The following is a 21,262-nucleotide window of genomic DNA, read 5'->3' as shown; positions in this document are numbered from 1 at the left end:
CGCCGCGCGCGGCCGTGCGCACCCTTCCGCGACCTCGTGCGACCGACCCAGGGAGAGCCGCCCCATGCGTCAGCTGCCCCAGCCCCGCGCCGACGCCGCCGAGCAGCCGCTCGGCGGCGTCGGGCGTCTTCTGCTGCACCGGCTCGCCGCCGCACAGGCCGACGGCCGCGTGCCGTCGGTCGTCGGCTGCGCCCTCGTCGACGGACGGACGGCGTGGACCGGGGTGCGCGGCCGGGTCGGCGACCGGCCGCCGACGCTGCAGACCCGGTACCGGATCGGCTCCCTCACCAAGTCGTTCACGGCGGTCCTCGTCCTGCGGCTGCGCGACCTGGGCGAGCTGAAGACGGACGTACCGCTGGAGCGGTACCTCCCGGGGACGCCCGCCGGCGACCGCACGGCGGAGCAACTCCTCACCCACACGGCGGGGTTGGCCGCCATGACCCCCGGCTGCGACTGGCCCCACAGCGGACCGGGGCCGGCCGACGCGCTGCCGTCCGCCGACGGCGTCCTGGGCCCGGCCGGCGAACGGTTCCAGTACTCGAACATCGGCTACGCCGTGCTGGGAGCACTGGTCGAACGGATCCGCCGGGCCCCCTGGGAGGACGTCCTGCGACAGGAGGTGCTCGCGCCGCTCGGACTGCGCGGCACCGGCACGGACCCGGGACCGGACGCCGCGCCCGGCTGGGCCGTCCACCCCTGGGCCCCCGTGCTCGTCCCGGAGACGGTCGGCGACAGCCGCGCCATGGCCGCCGCGGGCGCGCTGTGGTCCACCCCGGCCGACCTCGCCCGCTGGGCCGAGTTCCTGCTCGGCGACGGCGCAGGGGTGCTGCACCCGGACACGCTCGCCGAGATGGCCGAGCCGACGGAGCTGTCCGCCCGCCGCGACGGACCCGGAGCGGGCTTCGGCCTCGGCCTCCAGGTCGTACGCCACCAGGGCCGCACCCTCGTCGGCCACCCCGGCGGCATCCCCGGCCACCTCGCCACGGTCTGGGTGGACCGCGAGCGGCGGACCGGCGCCGTCGTCCTCGGCAACGCCAGCACGGGACTGAGCCCGAGCCGCGCCCTCGACCTGCTGGACGTCCTGGGCGAGCAGACCCTCCCGCTGCCCGAGGAGTGGCGGCCCGCCGACGTGCCCGCCCGGACCCTGGCGCTGACCGGCTACTGGTACCAGGGCCCGCGCCCGCACGCCGTCCAACTGGAGCCGGACGGCGGCCTGTTGCTCCAGCCCGTCAGCACCCGCACCAGGCCGTCCCGGTTCCGGGCGCCCGCCTGCCGCTTCGGCCCCACCCCGCAGGGCGGCCTGGTGGGGCTCGACGGCGCCTACGCCGGTGAGGAACTGCGCGTACGCCGCGACCCCGAGGGGCGTCCGGTCGCGCTGGAACTCACCGGCGCCCGGTTCACCCGCGATCCCGGGCCGGCGCCGGCGGGCGGGTGACGGGCCCGAAGTCGGCGGCCAGCGCGCGGGCCGCCGCGTCGATGCCGCGGACCCGCAGTCCGGCCAGGCCCGGCAGCGTCGCGGTCAGCTCGCTCGCCAGACACGCGTTCCGCGGCCGTGACGCATAACGGGTCCGCGCCTTCGGCACCGGCTCCACCAACTGCCGGTCCGCGCCCAGCGCGTCCGCGATCGTCATCGCCCACTCGGCGCGCGTGACCCGGTCGGGGCCGCCCAGGTGGAGCACCGGCGGCAGCGGCGCGGCCGCGTCCAGCAGGGCGGCCGTGACCCGGGCGACATCGTCCACCGCCACCGGAGTGGTCCAGTGGTCGTCCGGGGCCCGCACCGGTTCCCCGGCCAGCAGCCGGTGCGCGCAGGCCGCGAAGAAGTTGAGCCACTTGCCGGCGTCGGCGGGCTCGTGACCGTAGACGAGACTGACCCGCAGCGCGACCGCGTCCGCCGCCGTGCCCAGCAGCACCTCCTCGGCCCTGCGCTTGGCCCGCCCGTACGCGTTCGCCGGGGAGACCGGCGTGGACTCGGTGTTGCGCGGCGCGGCGCCGTCGAAGACGTTGTCCGTGGAGATCAGCACGATCCGCGCGTCCGGCGCCAGCGACGCCACGTTGTCGGCGACCGCCACGTGCGCGCGCTCCGCCTCGGCCGGGTGCGCCTCGCACCACGTCACGTCCGACGGGCCGTGCACCAGCACGACACGCTCCGGCCGCACCTGCGCGAGCAGCCGTCCGCAGGCCTCGGTGTCGGTGGCGTCGAGAGCGCACCAGCGGGCCCCGTAGCCGGCAGGCGGCGTGGTGGGCCGCCCGCGCGAGGCGAGGGTCACCGGGGAACCCGCGGCGCACAGCCGCCGGGCGACACCGGTGCCGACGAAGCCGCTGCCGATGACGAGGGTGCCGGTCATCGGGCCACCCCCGGTCCCGCCGGGACGGGCAGCGGCGCGGGCAGCCGCCGGGCCAGCAGCCGGCCCGCGCCGATCAGGCCGTGGTCGTCGTCCGCGACACCCAGGGACACCATCGCGTCCACGGCCGCCGCGTCCAGGCCGAAGCAGCCGAGCCGCGTCAACTCGCCGACCAGCAAACGCCGGTAGCGCTCTCCGACGGCCAGGGCGAAACCGCCCATCACGATGTAGCGGCAGATCCCGATCGACGTGAACACGGAGCCGATGGCCTGGGCGAGCGGCGTGAGCGTGCCGCGCAGGACGGCCGTCGCGAACGGGTCGTCCGCGCGGATCGCCGCCGCGAGCGCTTCGTTCGTCAGCGCCTCGGGGGAGCCGTGCTCCCCGGCGAGCAGCGACGAAGCGAACCCCGAAGGCTCGGCCGTCGCCGCCCGGCGGGCCGCGGCCAGCACCCCGCGCCCCGACGCGATCGCCCCGAGGTGGCCGCGGCCCCCGCAGTCGCACAGCGGCGCGTCCGGCGAGGTGTCGCACGTCCAGTGCCCCAGCTCGCCACCGTGCCCGTCCGCGTCGAGCAGGATCTCGCCGCCCCGGAACACCTTGTTGCCGATCCCCGAGCTGACCGTCAACAGACAGAACGGCTCGTCCTCGCCGGCGGCGTACCGCCAGGCCGCGGCCGTGAGGTCGTTGACGACGATCACGGGGACGCCGAGCCGCTCGGACAGCCGCGCGCCCAACGGCAGGGGCGCGCCACGCCTGCCCCAGACCGTCGGCGCGGCCAGCACCAGACCGCCCGCGGTGATCGGCCCGGCGAACGCGACACCGACGGCGCGCGGCGCGGGACCGGTCGAGGCGTGCGCCTCGATCTCCCGGACGAGCTGGGCGACGACGCGTTCCTGGAGGACGGCTACGGGCGCGTCCGGATCGCGCGCCATCCCGTCGACCGGGACCCGGCGCACCCGGGACAGCGTGCCCGTCGCCGGGGCGTACTCCGCGATGCGCAGGGTCGTGCCGCCGACGTCGAGCACCGTGAACGGGGCCTCGGGGACTGGGGAGTTCACGTGGTGACCCCTTCGGGAGCGGTGGCGGCCGGGAGCGGCTCCTCGAAGACGAGCAGGCGCAGCTCCGCCGTCCCGTCGTTGACCAGGCCGTGCTCCCCGTAGGGCCGGTTGACGACGATGTCGCCCGCACGGACCCGGAAGCGCTCGCCGTCGCGGAACATCAGCCCGCTGCCGTTGAGCACGATGTACGTCTCCCGGTCCGCGCCGTGCCGGTGCCGGCCGATCGAGGTGCCCGGCGGCAGCACGGCCAGATCGACGAACGCGGCGCCCCGGCCCTCCGGCGCGCGGGAGAAGGCGCGATAGGCCCTGATGGTGCCCTCGCCGCCGTGGTCGTGCGCCTTCCCGGTGAGCAGGTCCCGCAGATTCGGGAGGCCGCCCGTGGGGGCCGCGCCGCCTGGGGTGTCTGGGCTGACTGGAGTGTCCGGGCCGCCGATCCCGGCCGTGGAGTCCACGCCGTTCCCGGGGTCCCCTGCGTCCCTGGTGTCCACGGCGTCTCTGGAGTCCATGGTGTCCCTGGCGTCCGTCGCGTCACTCACCGTTCCCCGCACCTTCCCGCTTCCCGTCCCGTTCCCCGTCCCGCGCCAGCGCGTCCAGGGCCGACCGCAGCAACGACTCCGGCAGGTCCTCCAGTTCGTCGACGAACGCCGCCTTGCCCGGCGCCGTCGGCACCACCAGATGCAGCCTGCGGCCGCGCCGCTCCCAGGACGCGCGCAGGGCATGGGTCATCAGCTCGGGCGTGCAGGTCCGCGCGTCGTGAACGGGCAGCCCGATGCGGCGCAGCAGTCCGACGATCCGCTCGCACGTGTCCGCGTCCGTCAGGCCGAGCAGCCGCGCGATGTGCGCGGAGAGAGCCATGTCGACGGCGACCGCCTCACCGTGTTCGAGGACGTGGTCGCCCGCCGTCTCGATCACCGGGCTGAAGGTGTGCCCGAAGTCCACGAGCCGGGCCAGCTCGTGCTCCCGCAGATTCGGGCAGAGCTCCTCCATCATCAGCCGCATCGACGTCCGCAGGACGTACGTCTCCGACGCGCCGTCGGCGGCGGACGAGTCGAGGAAGAGGTGCGGACGGCGCTCCAGCGTCCGCAGCAGCTCCTCGTCCAGGATCACCGCCATCTTGACGATCTCCGCGAGCCCGCACCGGATCTCGCGCGGCGGCAGCGTGCGCAGGAACGCCGGGTCGTTGAGCGAGGCGTGGGCGGGGTGGTACGCGCCGAACATGTTCTTCGTGCGCAGCGCGTTGACCCCCGTCTTCACGCCGACGCCGACGTCCACCTGCCCCACGAGCGTCGTGTTGACCTTGATGTAGCGGATACCGCGCGCGTACATCGACGCGGCGAACCCGACCACGTCCGCCACGATCCCGCCGCCCACGGCCAGCATCACGCCGTGCCGGTCGAGCCCGGCCGCCTTGGCGGTGGCGCAGACCTCCTCGACGGAGGCGAGCGTCTTGTGGTGCTCGCCGGTGCGGAGCCGGTGGACGCTCCAACTGCCCGCCGCCATCTGGGTGTCGAGGTAGGCGCGGAGCCGGTCCCCGTACAGCCGGTCGACGGTCGGGCTGACGAAGGCGACGACCCTGCGGCCCGCGAGAGCACGCGCGAGGAGCGGATTGTCCTGGTCGAACACGCCCTCGGTGACGTCCACACGGTACGCCGTGCCGTCGGGCGCGAGCAGGCCGAACCCGTCGGCGTCCTCGCGCACGCCCGACCCGACCTGGTCAAGAAGCTGGCCTGGCATCTGTCTCCTCGGTGTCCTCAGTGTCCTCAGCGTTCTCGGTGTTCTCGGTGTTCTCGGGGTCGTTGTGCTGCTCGTCCGACCGCCCGGAGAGCGCCGCGAACAGCCCGGTGACCTTCCGTACGAGCGGGTGGTCCGCCAGCTCCTCCAGCGGGACCGGGCGCCCCGCCCCGTCCGCGACCGGCAGCCGCCAGTTCGGGTGCACGTCGGACGTGCCCGGCAGGTTCTGCGGCCGCCGGTCCCCGACGGCGTCCGGCAGCCATACGCCGAGCAGCCGGGACGGCGTGCTCAGCAGGAACCGGTGCAGGGCGAGCAGCGCCGCCTCCGGCCCCGGGTCGCCGTCCGCGAGCAGCCCGGACCGGGCCAGCTCGGCGAGCCACCCGTCCCGCTCCGCCGCGGCCTGCGCCTTCTCCTCCGGCTCCGGCCGGGTCAACAGGCCCAGACGGGAGCGGAGTTCGACGTGCTCGCCGCTCAGCCACGCCGCCGTGCCGGGCAGGTCGTGCGTGGTCAGCGTCGCCAGGCAGTCGGGCCGCCAGTCCCGTGCGGGGAGCGGCCCGTGGCGGCCCTCCGACCCGCCCACGTACTCGAAGCGCTGTACGGAGGTGCCGAGGACGCCGCGCCGCGCGAGCCGCTCCCGCACCCCCGCCTCGACGGTGCCGAGGTCCTCGCCGATCACGGCGGCGCCCGCCCGGTGCGCCTCCGTCAGGAGCGTGCCGAGCAGCGCGTCGCCGTCGTAGCGGACGTAGGTGCCCTCGGCGGGCGGGCGGCCCTCCGGGATCCACCACAGCCGGAACAGGCCCATCACATGGTCGACGCGGAGCGCCCCCGCGTGCCGCAGCCCGGCGCGCAGCACCCCGGCGAGCGGACGGCAGCCCGCCGCCCGCAGCGCGTCGGGGCGCCACGGGGGCTGACTCCAGTCCTGGCCCCGCGCGTTGAAGTCGTCCGGCGGCGCGCCCACGCTCATCCCCGACGCGAGGAAGTCCTGGTAAGCCCAGGAGTCCGCGCCGTCCGGCGCGACCCCGACCGCGAGGTCGTGGACGAGACCGATCGGCATCCCGGCGGCCGTGGCCCGGTGCTGGGCGTCGGCGAGCTGTTCGTCCGTGACCCAGGCCAGCCAGCGGTGGAAGGCGACGGCGTCGGCGTGCTCGGCGCGGGCGCGCTCCACGGCGCCGGAGCGCGGATCGCGCAACCCGGCGGGCCAGGACCGCCAGACGTCGCCGTGCACCTCGGCGAGCGCGCACCACGTCGCGAAGTCGGTGAGATCACGGCCCTCGCGCCGGACGAACGCGTCGAACGCGGCGGCGCGTCCCGGCGTCAGCGGCACCGCCGCGTGGATCCGCCGCAGCGCCGTCAGCTTGAGCGTGCGCACCGTGTCGCGGTCGATCAGCGAACTGCCGTTCAGCACCGCGCCGTTGAGGGCACGGGCACGCCCCGCGCACGCGTCGACGGCGCGCCGCTCCTCCTCGGGCAGGTACGCGTACTCGCGGACCGCCTCGACGCGCAGGTGCAGCGGGTCGGGGAAGCGGCGGGAGCTGGGGCGGTAGGGGGACGGGTCGGTGAGCGGGCCGGGGACCGCCGCGTGCAGCGGGCCCAGCTGGACGAATCCCGCGCCGTGTTCCCGCGCCGACCACTCGGCGAGTTCGGCCAGGTCGCCGAGGTCGCCCATGCCCCAGGAGCGCCGGGACAGCGTCGAGTACAGCTGCACGAGGAAGCCCCAGTGCCGGCCCTGGGGGAGCGTGACCCGCTCGGGGGCGATCAGGAGCGGCGCGCTCTCGGCCGCGCCGGCGACGTGCAGCGTGTGCAGGCCGACCGGCAGGCCGGCCGGGCGTGCCGCGGTGACCGGGACGGAACCCGCCCCGTCCTCCAGCTCCACGTACGCCTCGGTGCCGTGAGGCAGCCCGAGCCCGTCGAGGCTCAGGCTTTCGGCCGCGGTCCGCACCACGCACGGCGGCAACAGCCGTGCGGCGCGCCGCTGTTCGTGCGCGGCCAGCGCGGAGGACGCGGCGGCGGGCGTGGCCGCTTCGACACCGCACGCCGCGAGTACCGCGATCAGGGTGTCGGGCGAGACGTCGGTACGGACGCCCCGGTCCGTCGTGTAGGAGGTGGCCACGCCATGGGCTCGGGCCAGCAGGTGCAGGGCATCTCGGACAGGTGGGGACATAGGGGTGGGCCTTTCCTGGGCCGTGCTCAACGGAGGGGCGGGCTCAGTCGCGGGTGAAGAGGCGCTCCAGCACCCGCGCCACGCCGTCCGACTCGTTGGCGGGCGCGATCTCGTCGGCGACGGCGAGGAGCGAGGGATGGGCGTTGGCCACGGCCACGCCGTGCGCCGCCCAGGTGAGCAGCGGGATGTCGTTGGGCATGTCGCCGAAGGCGAGGGTGTCCGCGGCGGTGCAGCCGAGCAGGCGCGCGGCGCGGGCGATGCCGACCGCCTTGGTGGTGCCGGGCGGCAGCACCTCGACCATGCCCCGCACGGAGTGCACCACGGTCGCCCGGTCCCCGCACAACTCCTGCACGGCGGCTGCCAGTTCGTCCTCGGGGAGGTCCGGATGGTGCAGGATCAGCTTGTCGACGGGGTCGTCCCAGAGGCGGGCCCGGTCGGCGGTCACGTCCCAGCCGTGCCGGATCCGGTCCCCGAACCGCTCCGTGACCTTGAAGCGGCTGTCCGGTGGCGCCGTGACCACGCCCAGCTCCACCGGTCCCAGTGCCTCTTCCACGTGGGCCACGATCCTCCGGGCCGTCGACCGCGGCAGTCGCGAGGAGGAGAGCAGCCGCCCCGACCCGGCGTCGTAGAGCTGCGCGCCCTGCCCGCACACGGCGAGCCCCCGGTAGCCGAGCGCGTCCAGCACCCCGGTGCAGGCGGCGGCCGGACGGCCCGTGACCACCACGTGGTGCGCACCCGCGTCGGCCACCGCCGCCAGGGCGCGCCGGGTCCGCTCGGAGACGGTCTGGTCGTCGCGCAGCAGCGTCCCGTCGAGATCGGTGGCGACGAGCCGGAACGGCGGCCGGTGCAGCGGCAGGGTGTCCCAGGCGACCCGCCCCGAGGCGAGGGTGACCATGGCGACCAGGTCACGGCCGAGGGGCGGCCCGTCCAGGGTGCCGGTGAAGACACCGGAACCGTCCGGTGCGCCGGGGGAGAGCGCGAGGAAGGCGGCGCCGTCGCCGACGGGCGCCGGCTCGTCCGAGGCCAGGGTCTCCGCCGGGGTCTCCAGCGTGCCGCGGGCGGTCTCGGGCGCCCCCTCCCGAACGATCTCCACGGCCGACGCCCCGGCGTGCCGGTACGTGACGTGGAGGCGGCCGTCCGGCGTCCTGCGCGCCTCGCCCCGCCGGTGGACGCGGGCGGCCAGGGCGGGACGGTCGGCGGCCACCGCCGTGCGCAGGCAGCGGGCGAAGTCCGCGCGCTCCCACGCCGCCTCGAAGAGCCGCTCGTACGTCTGCCGGTCGGGGACGCCACCCGCGCGCTCGAAGGCGTCGAGGTCCCCGTGCGTCAGCGCGGACGCCCGAATCTCCTCGGCCGCATCCCGCCAGGCCGAGGCGGGCAGCACGTCGAACCAGCCGGCGGCCACCGCTTCCCCTACGGGGAAGGCGGGCGGCCGGTCGTGGACGAGCCCGGTGAACGCGTCGAGCCGGGTGGCGGCGGCCCGCGCCCAGGTGAACCCGCGCGCCAGCGCACGGGAGTTGGCGGACAGCCGGGCGTAGGTGTCCGGCCGCTCGGTGTGCACGGCCGCCGCCGTACGGAGGAGGTCCGCGAGCCGCCGGGCCAGCTCCGGATCGTCGTCGCGGAACGAGCCCGGCACCGAGAAGCCCGTCGCCCGCGGGTCGTCCAGTGGCAGCCCGTGCCGGAAGTGCGCGGTCACCTGCTGATCGGTCGCGACGGGCACGGCGCCGCACGCCATCGCCTCGGCCTGCGCGATGAGGAACCCGTCGAGCTCGAACTTCGAGGGGAAGACACAGAAATCCGCGCTCGCCGCCTCCTGGAACAGGGTGTCCTCGTCGGCGAAGTCCCAGGAGAGACGGAGCCGGTCCGGGTGGCGCTCGGCCACGGACCGGAAGTACGCGTTCGCCGGCGTCCCGCCCGGGGCCGCGCACCGGATCAGGAAACTCGCCTCCAGGCCGCCGTCGAGCACCGCCTCCACGGCCCGCATCAGCTCGAACTGCCCCTTGTGGTGCACCGCGTAGCGGGCCGCGTGGTAGAAGACCGGCCGTCTCGGGTCCAGGCCGAGACCGGTGCGTATCCGCTCGCGGTCCACCGCGGCCGGGTCCCGGTCGAGCCAGCTGTCCGTGACTCCGCAGCCGCCCGTCAGCAGCCGGTCCGCGCGGGCGCGCAGCACCCTCGACACCGGCAGTGTCTCGAACAGCGCCTCCACGGGCGCGTCCCGGAACGTGCTGAAGTACGCCCGCTGCCCCGGCGAGACGAAGTCCACGAGATCGGCGTGCGCCGCGACCAGCGGGAACAGACCGACATGATCGGGCCCGTACTCGACGTGCAGCCGCGTCCCGGCCAGGGCGCGCCCCATCACGGCGCGCGCCGAGTCCTCGGCGGGCAGCGGCCCGTCCAGGGCGTCCAGGTCGATGCCGTCGGCGCCGAACAGGCCCAGCAGCCGCTCCACCTGCGGGCGGTACACCTTCAGCCCGATCGGAGCGTTCGCCGCGACCGTGCTCACCGTGCGCAGCAGCGGGTCGCCGGCGAACACCGGCGGCAGGAGGTAGTGGTATCCGGGCTCGAAGGCGTGCACGACCGTCGGCTCGCCCGGGGTGCGCAGATGCTCCCGTATGTAGCGCAGTCCCGCGACCTGGAACACCAGCGGCTTGAAGTGCGCCAGGTCGTGACCCTCCGCGCCCGGCGGCGGGTAGAGGCGGTCGGGCAGTAGATCGAGATGGGTGTCGGAGAGGAGGTGCACGTCGACACCGTCGAGCCGCAGCACATGGGCCGTCGTCTCCAACTCCAGCGGGATCTCGGCCGGTCGGTCCGTCCAGGTCTTCGGGTCGGGCACCAGCGGAACCGTGTGCCGCAGGGTCCGCTCCGGCAGGTCCTCGACGGCGTACGTGGCCCGCAGCCGCTCCAGATGGCCGTGCGCGGGCGTCACGAGCGAGACGCGGTGGCCCTGGGCGGCGTACTGGCGGGCCAGCTGCCACACGAGCGGCGACAGACCCCCGCGCATCAGCCGCAGGTCGAAGCCGCCGCACTCGAAGGAGAACGCGATGATGTGCACGTCGGTGTCGTCCCCGCCCTCAGCCGGCCGCGGCGGCGGCGCGGCCGTCCCGCAGCCCGTCCGCGTCGATGAACTCGGTGTGCGTGCCCGCGCTGGTGCAGGCGAACGCGCCCGACACCGAACCGGCCAGCACGCACTCCTCGACGGTCTCGCCGCGCGCGAGCGCGTACAGGAAGGCGCTGACGAACGCGTCCCCGGCGCCGTTGCTGTCGACGACCGGGGCGGGCGGGCGCACCGCCGCGAAGTGCCGCACCTTCTCGTCCCCGCGCTCCAGGACGTGACAGCCCGCGGCGCCGTCGGTGGCCACGACGAGCCGGGCCCGGCCCCGGTCGACGATCGAGCGCAGCACCTCGTCGAGCCGGTCGTGGATCGTGGCCGCGCTCAGGAACACGTAGTCGGACGCGAGCGCGTACGTGAGGTGGTGCGGGTTCGTGCCGTCCCAGTCGTGCAGATCCGTGGAGCTGGGCACGCCGAGCCGGTGGACGTCGTCGTACATGTCCTTGGTGACACCCGTGATGGACAGGTGCACGTGCCGGGCGCGCTCCAGGTACGGCAGGTAGAAGGCGCGGGGCAGCCGCAGGTCCGCCGGGTGGCGGCCGTCGTAGAAGGAGAAGCGGCGGCCCTGGGGATCGACGAGATTGACGCCGCGCGGGGTGCCGTGCGGGGAGACGACATGGCTGAAGTCGAGCCCGTCGGCGGCGTACGCCTCCAGGATGGTGCGGCCCTGGATGTCGTCGCCGACGAAGTCGATGAACTTGGTGGCCATGCCGAGCGCGCGGGCACCACGGGCCACGCCGTTGCCGGTGTGGGCCACGTAGTCGTGCACCGGCGGCACGAACACCGAGTCGCCGGGCGGTACGCGAAGTTCGGCGACCCGGACGATGGTGTCCACTCCGGCGCCGCCCGCCACCAGGATGTCGTACGCGGCCGAGGGCGTGGGGGCTGTCATGTCAGTGCTCCTTCGGTGAGTGCGGGGGTGGTGCGGGACTGCGGCACGTGCTGCACGGTGCCGTCCTCCAGGACGACCGCCGCGTCGATGTCCGCACCGGCGGGAACGACGGCACCGGGCAGGACGACACTGCGGCTCACCCGTGCGCCCGCCCCGATCCGCACCCCGGGGAAGAGCACGCTGCGCTCCACGTGCCCGGCGTTGACGAGGTCCCGCGGCACCCACGAGGTGCGCACGCCGGGCGCGTCCGCGACCCAGGCACGCCGCACGTCGGGCCGGACCGTCCACGGCATCCGGTCCACCGGGAGCCCGTCGCGCGGCGCGTCGGCCAGGGCCAGATGGGCGCGGTGGTAGCGCTCCACGGTGCCGATGTCCGCCCAGTGGTCGCGGACCTCGTAGCCGCGGATGTCCTCCCCGGCGGCCAGCATCGCCGGGATCACGTCCCGGCTGATGTCGTGCTGCCAGTCCGTGCCGTCGAGCAGCTCAAGGTAGCGGTGCAGGACGCCGGCGTCGAAGACGCAGAACGCCGCGAACACCAGGTCGGACGTGGGAAGTTCGGGCTTCTCGACGAACTGCGTGAGCCGCCCGTGCGCGTCGAAGTCGACCATCCCGAAGAGATGCACCCAGCGCCGTTCGATGCGCTGGTACGCGATCGTGAGCGAGGCGCCCGACGCCCGGTGGGCGGCGATCAGCGGGCCGTGGTCGAAGCGGTAGACGTGGTCGGCGTGCAGCACGAGGACCTGTTCGGTGCTGCCGGGGGTGAAGATGTACCGCGCCTTGCGGATCAGGGCGTCGGCCGTGCCGCGCTCCAACTCGCCCGTACGGGGCGGCAGTTCTTTGGGCAGGCGGCCGGGCCCCGCCTCCCGGTACGCGGAGTCGTACGGGCCGAAGTGCACCCGTAGCCCCGGGCGCGCGTGCCACACCCGGTGCAGGTCGTCCATCAGCTGCCGCTCCTCGAACTGGGAGAGCAGCAGCACCTCGCCGAGCCCGGAAGTATGCGCGTTGGCAAGGCTGAAGTCGATCAGGCGGCACGCCCCGCCGTACGGGATCAGCGGTTTGAGCCGGCCCGTGCCGAGCGGGCCCATGCGCCGGCCCTCGCCGCCCGCGAGCAGCACGGCCCGCACTCCGTCGCGCTCAGCCATGCCGCACCTCGTCCCAGGTCACACGGCCCGAGTCGAGCGTGAGGAGCAGCAGGTCCTCCGGGTCGGGCGCAGGCCCCGTGAAGGTGCCGGCGGCCGTGCGCCGCAGCGGGCGTACGCCCGGCAGGGCGCGGGCGCCGGGCTGCGCGGCCGGTGACACGACCTCGACGCGGGCCGCGTGCGGAAGGTGGTAGACCAGGGCGCCGTCGGGTCCGGACGTCGCGCGCTCGCGCAGCAGCCGCAGGGCGTCCTCGTCGACCGCGCCGGGGCGGCGCTCCACCACCCGCGCGCACGTGGTGAAGTCGGCCCGCGCCCACGCCGCGCCGAACATCCGCCGGGCCGCCGCGTCGTCCAGCGGCGCGCACCGCTCGTACGCGTCCAGGTCGCCGTGGGCGACAGCCGCCTCCGTGGTCACCTCGCCGTCCGCCAGCAGGTCGAACCAGCCGTGCCGCAGGGCGAGTTGCGGATCCAGTCGGGCGGGCTCGCCACGCCAGAGCCGCTCGAACGCCGCGAGATGCAGATCCGCGCAGTGCCCCCACGTGAAGGCCCGCGCGACCTCCGCCGAGCGCCGCGCCAACTCCCGGTACGCGTCGTGCCGTTCGTGCCACAGCGCGACCGCCTCGTCGATACGGGCGGCGAGCGCGGCGACGAGCAGCTCGTCGTCCTCGGCGAACGAACGGTTCACGGCGAACCCGGTCGTCGTCCGCGGCCCGTCCGCGTGCCGGAAGTGCTCCATGCCCCGCTGGTCCGTGGCGATGGGCACCGCGCCGACCGCCATCGCCTCGCCCTGCGCGATCAGGAACGTGTCCATCTCGAACTTCGACGGGAACAGACAGAAGTCCGAGGCGGCCGCGTACCCGAACACCTGCCGCTCCGGCACCCGCTCCCACTCCAGGTGCAGCCGCCCCTTGTGGCGTGCGGCGATCTCGTGGAAGAGCGGGTCGTCGATGCCGCTGCCGGAGATGCACCGCACCACGAAGTTGGCGGCGAGCCCCGCGTTCAGGACCCGGTCGATCGCCCGGACCAGCTCGACCTGGCCCTTGTGGTGCACGGCGTACCGGGCGTTGTGGAAGAACGTCGGCAGGGCCGGGTCGAGACCGAGCGAACCGAGCACCTCCGCACGGTCCACGTCCGCCGGGTCCCAGGCCAGCCACTGGTCCGAGATCGCGCAGCCGCCCACGAACATCTTGTGCGCGTTGCGCCGCACGACGTCCGCGATCGGCAGCCGCGCGAACAGCGCCTCGAACGGGGTGTCGCGGAACGACGCGTAGAAGTCGAGCTGCCCCGCCGACAGGAAGTCGATCAGATCGGCGTGCTCGGCGGTCAGCTCGTACAGGGCGACATGGTCGGGGCCGTACGTGTAGTGCAGATGCGTGCGCTGCTGGTACTGGACCATCGCGGGCGGCGCCGTCAGCGGTGGATCGGGCTCCGGCAGCGGCACGTCCGCCCCCAACAGGCCCAGCAGTGCGGTCACTTCGGGCGCGTACACCTTCTTCGCGACCGGCATGTTGCTCTGCACATTGCTGACGACGAGCTTCGTCGGGTCGTCGCGCAGCGCCGCCGGCAGCAGGTAGTGGTAGTACGGCTCGTGCGCGTGCACCAGCGCCTTCTCGTCGCCGAACCAGGACCGCAGGAACCGCACCGCGTCGACCTGGAACACCAGCGGCTTGAAGAAGACCAGGTCACGGCCCTTGCTGTCGTAGGGCGGATAAAAGGTGTCCGGCAGCCGGTCCAGCCACTCGTCGGCGAGGAAGTACAGGTCGACGCCGTCGAGCCGGATGCGGTGCGCCGTCGTGCGCAGCGGCAGCTCGGCCTGTGCCGGGAAGCCGTGCCACACCTCGGGGTCGAGCGGCACGGGCAGCGTGTGCACGTCCTCGTACGGCAGGTCCTCGACCTCGTACCGCGCCCGCAGGTCGTCGAGGCGGCCGTGCGCCGGCGTGACGATGGAGACGCGATGGCCGCGCGCGGCGAACGTCCGGGAGAGGTTCCACAGATAGACGGAGGTCCCGCCCTGGATGAAGGTGTGGTCGAAGCCGCAGCACTCGAAGTACGTCTCGATGATGTGCATGGTCACTTCCTTGCGAAGGCGGCGGTCGGGGCGAGGGCACGCGCATGTCGCAGATCGATGGCCGCGTGGTAGGGGCGGGCGTGCGCCTGGTTGTAGGCCAGTTCGTGCAGCAGACGCCGGACGTAGAGGAGGCGGCTGAGCGGCGATGCGGCGGCGGTGCCGAGCAGCAGCCGCAGCACGCGCTCGCGCCACGCGTCGGCGACAGCGAACACCCGCCGCAGCACGGCCTGTCGGGACGCGGACAGGTGCGGGGCGCCGTCGAGCGCGCCCAGCATCGTCTCCAGCGAGTCCACCCCCAGCCGGCGCGCGCTCTCGAACGCCGCCTCGTCGGCCGCGAAGTACTCCAGGGCCCGCTGGACGGCGACCAGGTCCTGGAGCGGGGACTGCTCGGCGCCCCCGGGGTCGGCGGGGGAGAGGGCGGGCGTCGACAGGTCGATGACGGACATTCGCCAGTCGGTCCCGTCGCGCTCGCACAGGAGGTGAGAGAGGTGCAGGTCGCCGTGGCAGGGTGCGGCCCCGGGGAGCGGGCCCCGGCCCTCGAACTCGCCCTCCAGCAGGAAGAGTTCGGCGCGCAGTGCGGCGAAGGCGGCCGTACGGGCGTGCGGCGGGAGGGTCATCCCGTCCTCGTCCTCCAGTACGTCGACCCGCCGCGCCGCGCGCTCCAGAGCCGCTCCCACCGGGTAGACCGCCGCCCCGGGCAGCCGCCCGGCCAGATCGCGGTGGAAGGCGTACAGGAACTCCCCGGCCCGGCTCAACTGCTCCTCCATCGGCCGCAGATGCTCCCGTACGAGCGTCTCGTCCGCGTCGTCCCGCTGCCCGAGCCGGGGCCACAACGACCGCAGGTTCTCCCGCAGCGGTACGTCGATGCCGTCGCCCGGCGCGTACCGGTAGATCACGCCCAAGGGGCGGCGGACCCCGTCCGAGGGGTGCACGTAGGCGTAGTCGCCGATCCACTGCGGGGTGCGGCCCGTGCCGTTCATCCGGCGCAGCAGCTCCGGCTCGTGCACCGGCTCGTCGAGGCGGCGGTACGTCTTGTGGATGCACGGGGTGCCCGCGACGTCCACCAGGGACAGCGCGTTGGACGACCAGCCCTGCTGGAAGGGGAGGCGCCGCACCTCGGCCGCGGGGCCGCCGGGGCCCCGGAACTCGATCGTGCCGCCGCGCGCCGTGTGCAGTCGGCCCCCGCTCAGGGTCCTGGTGACGGTGGCCACGTCGAAGGCGTCACTGCCGTGCGCCTCCTGCGGACGGCCCTCGTCGTCGGCGCGCACCGGCACGAAGAACCGCCGGCCCGACGCGGGCCCGCCGACCGCCGCCACGATCAGCAGCAGCGCCGCCGAGCCGAGCACGGCGTGGTCGACCCGTTCGTAGCGGTCGGCCGCGCGACCGTCCTGCGGCATCCAGGGTGCTCCGCGCAGCAGCGCGTCCAGCTCTTCTTCACGGATCATGGCGGCTCAACTCCCGGTCATCTCGTACGTGTTGACGCCGCGCCGCCACACCGCGAGGGCGAGGGCGAGCGCCCCCGCCGTCACCAGCGGCAGCCACACCACGAGGCCCGTGTCACCGGTCAGCAGATAGCCGCACGGCACGTACGAGGTGAAGGCGAAGGGCAGCACCCAGGTGAGCAGGGCGCGCAGCGACGGGTGGTAGATGTCGAGGGGATAGGCGGCGAACTCCGACACCTGGTTCGTCGCGTACATCGCGGGCAGACTCGTCACCGTCCAGAACGACAGCGAAGCGAAGAGCAGCTTCACCGCCGTGTGGATCAGCGCCCCGCACAGCACGAGCAGCGGGGCGAGCGCCCACTGGACGGCGCTCAGGTCCAGGCCCAGCTCCGAGCCCGACCAGGTCACGAGCGCCGCGCCCACGATCAGCTCGCCGAACCCGTCCGGATGGAAGAACCGCTCGGACAGCAGCGAGAACAGCGGGCCGACCGGACGCACCAGATGCCGGTAGAACTCGCCGCGCTGCACCAACTTGCGGCCCAGCTCCCACAGTTGGTCGGTGAAGAGATGGTCGAGGCCGCGCGGGAGCAGCGAGAAGCCGAGCAGGAACACCACCTCGTGGTACGACCAGCCGCCCACCACCGGCACCTGCCGGAAGACCAGGCCGACCACCGCCGTCTGCACCCCGACCCGCACCAGGAACGCCCCCGCGCCGAGCGCGAAGTCCAGCCGGTAGGCGGTCAGCCGGTGCAGACCCACTCCGCCCAGGAACCAGGACAGACGCGCGTACCGGAGCGCCGTGCGCAGCGCACTCATCCGCCGAGCACCTCCAGCCGGCCGAGCGCCGCCCGCCACAACAGCGCGCACAGCAGGGCGAGCCCCAGCACCCAGCCCGCCTGCTGCGCGAGAACCGACACGGCGCCACCCGCCCCGTCGTACCGGCCGAGCAGCAGCGTCAGCGGGCCGTCGACCATGCCGCGGAACGGCAGCGCGTACGCGAGCGCCGCCAGCGGGCCCGGCATCAGTGCGATCGGCACGAGCTGCCCCGCGAAGAAGGCGACCACGCTCTGCTTGACCATCCGCACGCCCCAGGTGTTCGTGGTGACGAAGCCGGTCATGCCGGTCAGCAGGTTCACGCAGAACGCGATCAGGACGGACAGCACCGTCGACGCCGCGAACAGGGCCAGGTCGGCGGGGCGGGGCGCGGTCAGCGGCACGAGCAGCGCGAACAGGGCGAGCACCGGCACCCCGACCAGCAGCGCGTTCGCGACGACCACCGGCAGACAGGCGAAGAACCGCACCAGCGGATAGCTGACCGGCCGCACCAGCATCACGGCGACGTCCCCGCGGTACACCTCCGCCGCGACCTCGTCGTCCACCCGGTTCGTGTGCAGCACCTGGAGCACCTGCGCGACCAGCAGATACGTCGTGATGCCGGCCAGGGTGAAACCGCCGGGGCCGCCGCCGTCCGGGGCGTCCGCGTACACGGCCCGCCACAGGAACACCGTGACGGCCGCCCCCGCCGCCGCCGTCACACCGGTGACGACGAACATCGAGCGGTACTGGAGCAGCGACTGAAGGCCGCCCGTCGCGAACGGCACGTACGCCCTGAGAGTCCGTGGCCTCATGCGCCGCTCACCTCGGCGGGCGCCGTCGCCGTGCTGCGCCCGTAGATCTGCCGCAGCACGTCCTCCAGGTCCGGCTCGGGCGCGTAGCAGTCCACGAGGTCGAACCGGTCCAGGAGGAACGCGAGCACCTGCCGCGACGTGAACTCCTCTGCGGGGTAGTCCACTTGGACGCGTCCGCCGTCGGCCGGCACGGCCCGCACCCCCGGCAGCTGCGCCTCGACGAGCGCGCACACCGCTTCCGCGGCGAGCGGTTCGCGGTGGTCGAAGAGGACCGAGCGCCGGTCGGCGGTGCGCAGCAGGTCCTGGATGGTGCCCTGGTGCACGACCCGGCCCCGGTCCACGACCAGGGCGCTGTCACAGATCGCGGCGATGTCGGCGATGTCGTGGCTGGTCAGCACGACCGTCGTACCGAGGTCGTGGTGCGCGCGGAGCACCAGCTCGCGCACCGCCTCCTTGAGGACCATGTCGAGCCCGATCGTCGGCTCGTCCCAGAACACCACCGCCGGATCGTGCAGCAGGCTCGCCGCGATCTCGGCGCGCATCCGCTGCCCGAGACTCAACTGGCGTACGGGCGTCGTGCCGAGCGCGTCGATGTCGAGCAGCTCGCGGTACAGGGCCAGATTGCGGTCGTAGACAGGGGCGGGGATGTCGTAGATCCGGCGCAGGATGCGGAACGAGTCCGGCACCGACAGGTCCCACCACAGCTGGCTGCGCTGCCCGAAGACCACGCCGATCGAGCGGGCGTTGCGCTGCCGGTCCCGGTACGGCTCGATGCCGCGCACCCGGCAGTACCCCGACGTCGGCGTCATGATCCCGGTGAGCATCTTGATGGTCGTCGACTTGCCGGCGCCGTTCGCCCCGATGTACGCGGTCCGCGACCCCGCGGGAATCTCGAACGACACCTCGTCCACGGCCCGTACGATCCGGTGGCGGCGGGTGAAGAGCGTCGAGACGCTGCCCGCGAGGCCGGGTCCGCGCTCGGGGATCCGGAACTCCTTGACGAGTTCGTGCGCGACGATCACGCGGTCACCGCCCGCTCGATCGCCCGCTCAAGGAGGCGCACGCCCTCGTCCAGCAGCGCCTCGTCGATCGTGAACGGCGGTGCCAGGCGCAGCACATGGCCGCCGAGCGCGACCCTGAGCCCCAGATCGAGAGCGGCCGCGTACACCGCGCGGGCCAGCTCGGGGGAGGGGGTGCGGCGCGCCCGGTCGGTCACGAACTCCAGGCCCCACAGCAGCCCGAGGCCGCGTACGTCACCCAGGTTCTCGAACCGGTCGCTCAGGCCGCGCAACCGCCCGTCGAGCAACTCCCCGAGCTTTCGCACCTGTTCGAGCAGCTGATCCCGCTCGATGACCTCCAGGGTGGCGCGCGCCGCCGCGATGCCGAGCGGATTGCTCGCGTACGTCGACGCGTACGCGCCCGGCGTCGCCGCCGCCGGATCGTGCAGCAGCTCGTGGCGGCCGGCCAGCACCGCGAACGGGAAGCCGTTCGCCATGCCCTTCGACAGGGCCGCCAAGTCCGGCTCCACACCGACCAGTTCACTGGCGAGGAAGGCGCCCGTACGGCCGCCGCCGGTCAGTACCTCGTCCGCGACGAGCAGCACCCCGTTCTCCCGGCAGGCGTCCGCGACCTGCTCCCAGTAGCCGGGCGGCGGCACGATCACCCCGGCCGCGCCGAGCACCGGCTCGAAGACGAGCGCCGCCGTGCTCGGCTTGTCGGCGATGTGCCGCCGCACGAGCGCGGCGCATCTGAGCTCGCAGGTGGGACGGGTCAGGCCCAGCGGGCAGCGGTAGCAGTACGGGGCGTAGCCCAGCACGCTGTTGCCCGCGAACGACTGGTGTCCGATGTCCCAGTGCACCAGCATCCGCGCACCCATCGTCTTGCCGTGGAAGCCGTGCCGCAGCGCCCCGATCCGGTTGCGGCCCGGCGGCGCCGTCGCCTGCACGACGCGCAGCGCGGCCTCGACGACCTCGGCGCCGGTGGAGAACAGCGCGTACGTGTCGAGGTGTTCGGGCAGCAGCCGCGCGAGCGTGTCCAGGAGCGCGGCCCGGTCCGGGGTCGCCGCGTCGTGGACGTTCCACAGCCGTGCGGCCTGCTCGGTGAGGGCCCGCACCACCTCGGGATGCCCATGGCCGAGGGACTGCGTCAGCGTGCCCGAGGCGAAGTCCAGGTACTGGTTGCCGTCCAGGTCCGTGAGGACCGGGCCGCGCCCCTCGGTGAACACCCGGCGCCCCACGGCCGCCTCCTCGGAAGCGCCCGGCGCCAGATGTGCGCCCTCCCGCTCCAACTGGGCGAGCTGGCGGTGCTGCTGCCTCACGGCGGCTCCCTCGGGTCCGAACGGGCGGAACTGGCCATGCTGGAAGGGCTGTTGAGTGGTGCGGCCACCGAGTGAAACACCGTGATGACAGCTCTAGCAAGTAGTTGCTGAAAATTTCAGAGTGGTCTTGCGTAAGAGTTGCGGGCTCTGCTTGAGTCGGGGCCGACGGGTTCTCCGGGCCCGTCCGAGTCATCGAGGAGGAACTCCCTTGAGACCACTGCGACCACCGCGACCACTGCGACCGCTGCGCCCACAGCCACCGGCAGGCCCACCCCGCCGGGGGCACACGTGAAGGCCCTGCTCCTGGCGGGCGGCACGGGCAGCAGACTGCGCCCCTTCACGCACACCGGAGCCAAGCAGCTCCTGCCGATCGCCAACCGGCCCGTCCTCTTCTACGCGCTGGATTCCCTGGCCGCGGCCGGCGTCACCGATGCGGGTGTCGTCGTCGGTGCCCACGAGGCGGAGATCCGCCGCGCCGCGGGCGACGGCTCGGCGTTCGGACTGCGCCTCACCTACCTCCGCCAGGAGCGCCCGCTGGGTCTCGCCCACGCGGTGCTCGTCGCCCGCGCCTTCCTCGGCGACGACGACTTCCTCCTCTACCTCGGCGACAACTACCTGCCCGAGGGGGTGCACGGCTTCCTCGACCGGGCGCGCGCCGAACCCGCCGCCGCCCGTCTCCTGCTGACTCGCGTCGCCGACCCGACCGCCTTTGGGGTGGCCGAGGTCGACACCGTGCACGGCGACCGGGTGCTGCGCCTTGAGGAGAAGCCCGAGCGGCCGCGCAGCGACCTCGCCCTCGTCGGCGTCTACGCGTTCTCCGCCGCCGTCCACGACGCGGTGCGGGCGATCACTCCGTCCGCGCGCGGGGAGCTCGAACTCACGCACGCCGTGCAGTGGATGATCGACCGGGGCCTGTCGGTGCGCGCCGAGGCCACCTCCGCGCCCTGGCGCGACACCGGCAACGTCGACGACATGCTGGAGGCCAACCGGCACGTGCTCGACACCCTCGTCGGCGCCATCGACGGCAAGGTCGACGAGCGCAGCACCGTCCGCGGCCGGGTCCGCATCGCCGAGGGCGCGGTGGTGCGCGGCTCGCGGATCACCGGGCCCGCGATCATCGGCCCGGGGGCGGTCGTCACCGGCTCCCACATCGGCCCGTACACTGCCGTCGCCGAGGACTGCCGCATCGAGGACAGCGTGATCGCCCACTCGGTGCTGCTGCCCGGCGCGCGGGTGGCGGGCGCCCCACGCATCGAGGACTCCCTCATCGGCCGCGGCGCGGTCGTCGCGTCCGCGCCCACTCCCACGCGCGCCCACCGGCTGGTCATCGGCGACCACAGCAAGGTGCAACTGACCCCGTGAACCGACCAGCGGACCAACG

General features: G+C 74.0%; 16 protein-coding genes. 2 read left to right on the top strand and 14 right to left on the bottom strand.

All coding sequences use genetic code 11. The annotated features are described in order from the left end of the window. Positions 1-64 precede the first annotated feature (64 nt). Entirely contained in the window at positions 65-1,435 is a 1,371-nt protein-coding gene (locus J3486_RS24920) for a serine hydrolase (RefSeq protein WP_207823900.1), read from the top strand. Here J3486_RS24920 and J3486_RS24915 read toward each other — a convergent pair. Genes J3486_RS24915 through J3486_RS24850 form a run of 14 tightly spaced genes read right to left on the bottom strand, consistent with a single transcriptional unit; the run spans position 1,398 to position 19,881 of the window. After that, positions 1,398-2,345, bottom strand: coding sequence for a sugar nucleotide-binding protein (locus tag J3486_RS24915; protein ID WP_207823899.1), 948 nt, complete (start codon positions 2,343-2,345; stop codon positions 1,398-1,400). The two genes, J3486_RS24920 and J3486_RS24915, sit on opposite strands and share 38 nt — an antisense overlap. Further along, on the bottom strand, positions 2,342-3,397 hold the full coding sequence (locus J3486_RS24910; protein ID WP_207823897.1) for an ROK family protein: 1,056 nt from the start codon (positions 3,395-3,397) through the stop codon (positions 2,342-2,344). Before J3486_RS24910 ends, J3486_RS24915 begins: the two co-directional genes overlap by 4 nt. Next, the gene (locus J3486_RS44750) at positions 3,394-3,933 is read right to left on the bottom strand and encodes a cupin domain-containing protein (RefSeq protein WP_307804922.1); all 540 of its coding nucleotides are present in this window, start codon (positions 3,931-3,933) and stop codon (positions 3,394-3,396) included. The genes J3486_RS24910 and J3486_RS44750 overlap by 4 nt, the downstream gene beginning before the upstream one ends. Next, positions 3,926-5,131: a sedoheptulose 7-phosphate cyclase gene (locus tag J3486_RS24900; protein ID WP_207823896.1), complete on the bottom strand. Its 1,206-nt coding sequence runs from the start codon at positions 5,129-5,131 to the stop codon at positions 3,926-3,928. The genes J3486_RS44750 and J3486_RS24900 overlap by 8 nt, the downstream gene beginning before the upstream one ends. Further along, complete coding sequence (gene malQ, locus J3486_RS24895; protein WP_207823894.1) at positions 5,112-7,289, bottom strand: 4-alpha-glucanotransferase; 2,178 nt, start codon at positions 7,287-7,289, stop codon at positions 5,112-5,114. The genes J3486_RS24900 and malQ overlap by 20 nt, the downstream gene beginning before the upstream one ends. A 43-nt stretch (positions 7,290-7,332) precedes the next feature. Then, a complete protein-coding gene (locus J3486_RS45010) occupies positions 7,333-10,338 on the bottom strand; it encodes a Cof-type HAD-IIB family hydrolase (protein ID WP_207823892.1) in 3,006 nt (1,001 codons plus the stop codon). A gap of 19 nt (positions 10,339-10,357) precedes the next feature. Next, positions 10,358-11,287, bottom strand: coding sequence for a carbohydrate kinase family protein (locus J3486_RS24885; RefSeq protein ID WP_207823890.1), 930 nt, complete (start codon positions 11,285-11,287; stop codon positions 10,358-10,360). Beyond that, positions 11,284-12,429, bottom strand: coding sequence for a sugar phosphate nucleotidyltransferase (locus tag J3486_RS24880; RefSeq protein WP_207823889.1), 1,146 nt, complete (start codon positions 12,427-12,429; stop codon positions 11,284-11,286). The genes J3486_RS24885 and J3486_RS24880 overlap by 4 nt, the downstream gene beginning before the upstream one ends. Then, the gene (locus tag J3486_RS24875) at positions 12,422-14,494 is read right to left on the bottom strand and encodes a glycosyltransferase (RefSeq protein ID WP_207823887.1); all 2,073 of its coding nucleotides are present in this window, start codon (positions 14,492-14,494) and stop codon (positions 12,422-12,424) included. Before J3486_RS24875 ends, J3486_RS24880 begins: the two co-directional genes overlap by 8 nt. A 2-nt stretch (positions 14,495-14,496) precedes the next feature. Beyond that, positions 14,497-15,939 carry a hypothetical protein gene (locus J3486_RS24870; protein WP_207823885.1) on the bottom strand — a complete coding sequence of 481 codons (1,443 nt, stop codon included), beginning with the start codon at positions 15,937-15,939 and terminating at the stop codon, positions 14,497-14,499. Positions 15,940-15,945: 6 nt separating this feature from the next. Further along, positions 15,946-16,752 (bottom strand): ABC transporter permease, encoded by an 807-nt coding sequence (locus J3486_RS24865; protein WP_207823883.1) that lies wholly within the window; start codon positions 16,750-16,752, stop codon positions 15,946-15,948. After that, positions 16,749-17,564, bottom strand: coding sequence for an ABC-2 family transporter protein (locus tag J3486_RS24860; protein WP_207823881.1), 816 nt, complete (start codon positions 17,562-17,564; stop codon positions 16,749-16,751). The genes J3486_RS24865 and J3486_RS24860 overlap by 4 nt, the downstream gene beginning before the upstream one ends. Further along, positions 17,561-18,586: an ATP-binding cassette domain-containing protein gene (locus J3486_RS24855; RefSeq protein WP_207823879.1), complete on the bottom strand. Its 1,026-nt coding sequence runs from the start codon at positions 18,584-18,586 to the stop codon at positions 17,561-17,563. The genes J3486_RS24860 and J3486_RS24855 overlap by 4 nt, the downstream gene beginning before the upstream one ends. After that, the gene (locus tag J3486_RS24850) at positions 18,583-19,881 is read right to left on the bottom strand and encodes an aspartate aminotransferase family protein (protein WP_207823877.1); all 1,299 of its coding nucleotides are present in this window, start codon (positions 19,879-19,881) and stop codon (positions 18,583-18,585) included. Before J3486_RS24850 ends, J3486_RS24855 begins: the two co-directional genes overlap by 4 nt. A gap of 288 nt (positions 19,882-20,169) precedes the next feature. On the opposite strand from J3486_RS24850, the gene J3486_RS24845 reads away from it, so the two are divergent. Next, positions 20,170-21,243 (top strand): glucose-1-phosphate thymidylyltransferase, encoded by a 1,074-nt coding sequence (locus J3486_RS24845; protein ID WP_207823876.1) that lies wholly within the window; start codon positions 20,170-20,172, stop codon positions 21,241-21,243. Positions 21,244-21,262: the final 19 nt, after the last annotated feature.

The sequence above is a fragment of the Streptomyces sp. VRA16 Mangrove soil genome (assembly GCF_017377775.1).
In the GTDB taxonomy this organism is placed as follows: Bacteria; Actinomycetota; Actinomycetes; order Streptomycetales; family Streptomycetaceae; genus Streptomyces.
The sequence above is the reverse complement of the archived record's forward strand: the minus strand, read 5'-3'. Positions and strand labels throughout refer to the sequence as shown.

Coding starts and splice junctions, on each gene's coding strand:
- J3486_RS24920 (WP_207823900.1), top strand. CDS start 65: ATGCGTCAGCTGCCCCAGCCCCGCGCCGACGCCGCCGAGCAGCCGCTC.
- J3486_RS24900 (WP_207823896.1), bottom strand. CDS start 5,131: ATGCCAGGCCAGCTTCTTGACCAGGTCGGGTCGGGCGTGCGCGAGGAC.
- J3486_RS24860 (WP_207823881.1), bottom strand. CDS start 17,564: ATGAGGCCACGGACTCTCAGGGCGTACGTGCCGTTCGCGACGGGCGGC.
- J3486_RS24880 (WP_207823889.1), bottom strand. CDS start 12,429: ATGGCTGAGCGCGACGGAGTGCGGGCCGTGCTGCTCGCGGGCGGCGAG.
- J3486_RS24885 (WP_207823890.1), bottom strand. CDS start 11,287: ATGACAGCCCCCACGCCCTCGGCCGCGTACGACATCCTGGTGGCGGGC.
- J3486_RS24875 (WP_207823887.1), bottom strand. CDS start 14,494: ATGCACATCATCGAGACGTACTTCGAGTGCTGCGGCTTCGACCACACC.
- J3486_RS24870 (WP_207823885.1), bottom strand. CDS start 15,939: ATGATCCGTGAAGAAGAGCTGGACGCGCTGCTGCGCGGAGCACCCTGG.
- J3486_RS24915 (WP_207823899.1), bottom strand. CDS start 2,345: ATGACCGGCACCCTCGTCATCGGCAGCGGCTTCGTCGGCACCGGTGTC.
- malQ (WP_207823894.1), bottom strand. CDS start 7,289: ATGTCCCCACCTGTCCGAGATGCCCTGCACCTGCTGGCCCGAGCCCAT.
- J3486_RS24865 (WP_207823883.1), bottom strand. CDS start 16,752: ATGAGTGCGCTGCGCACGGCGCTCCGGTACGCGCGTCTGTCCTGGTTC.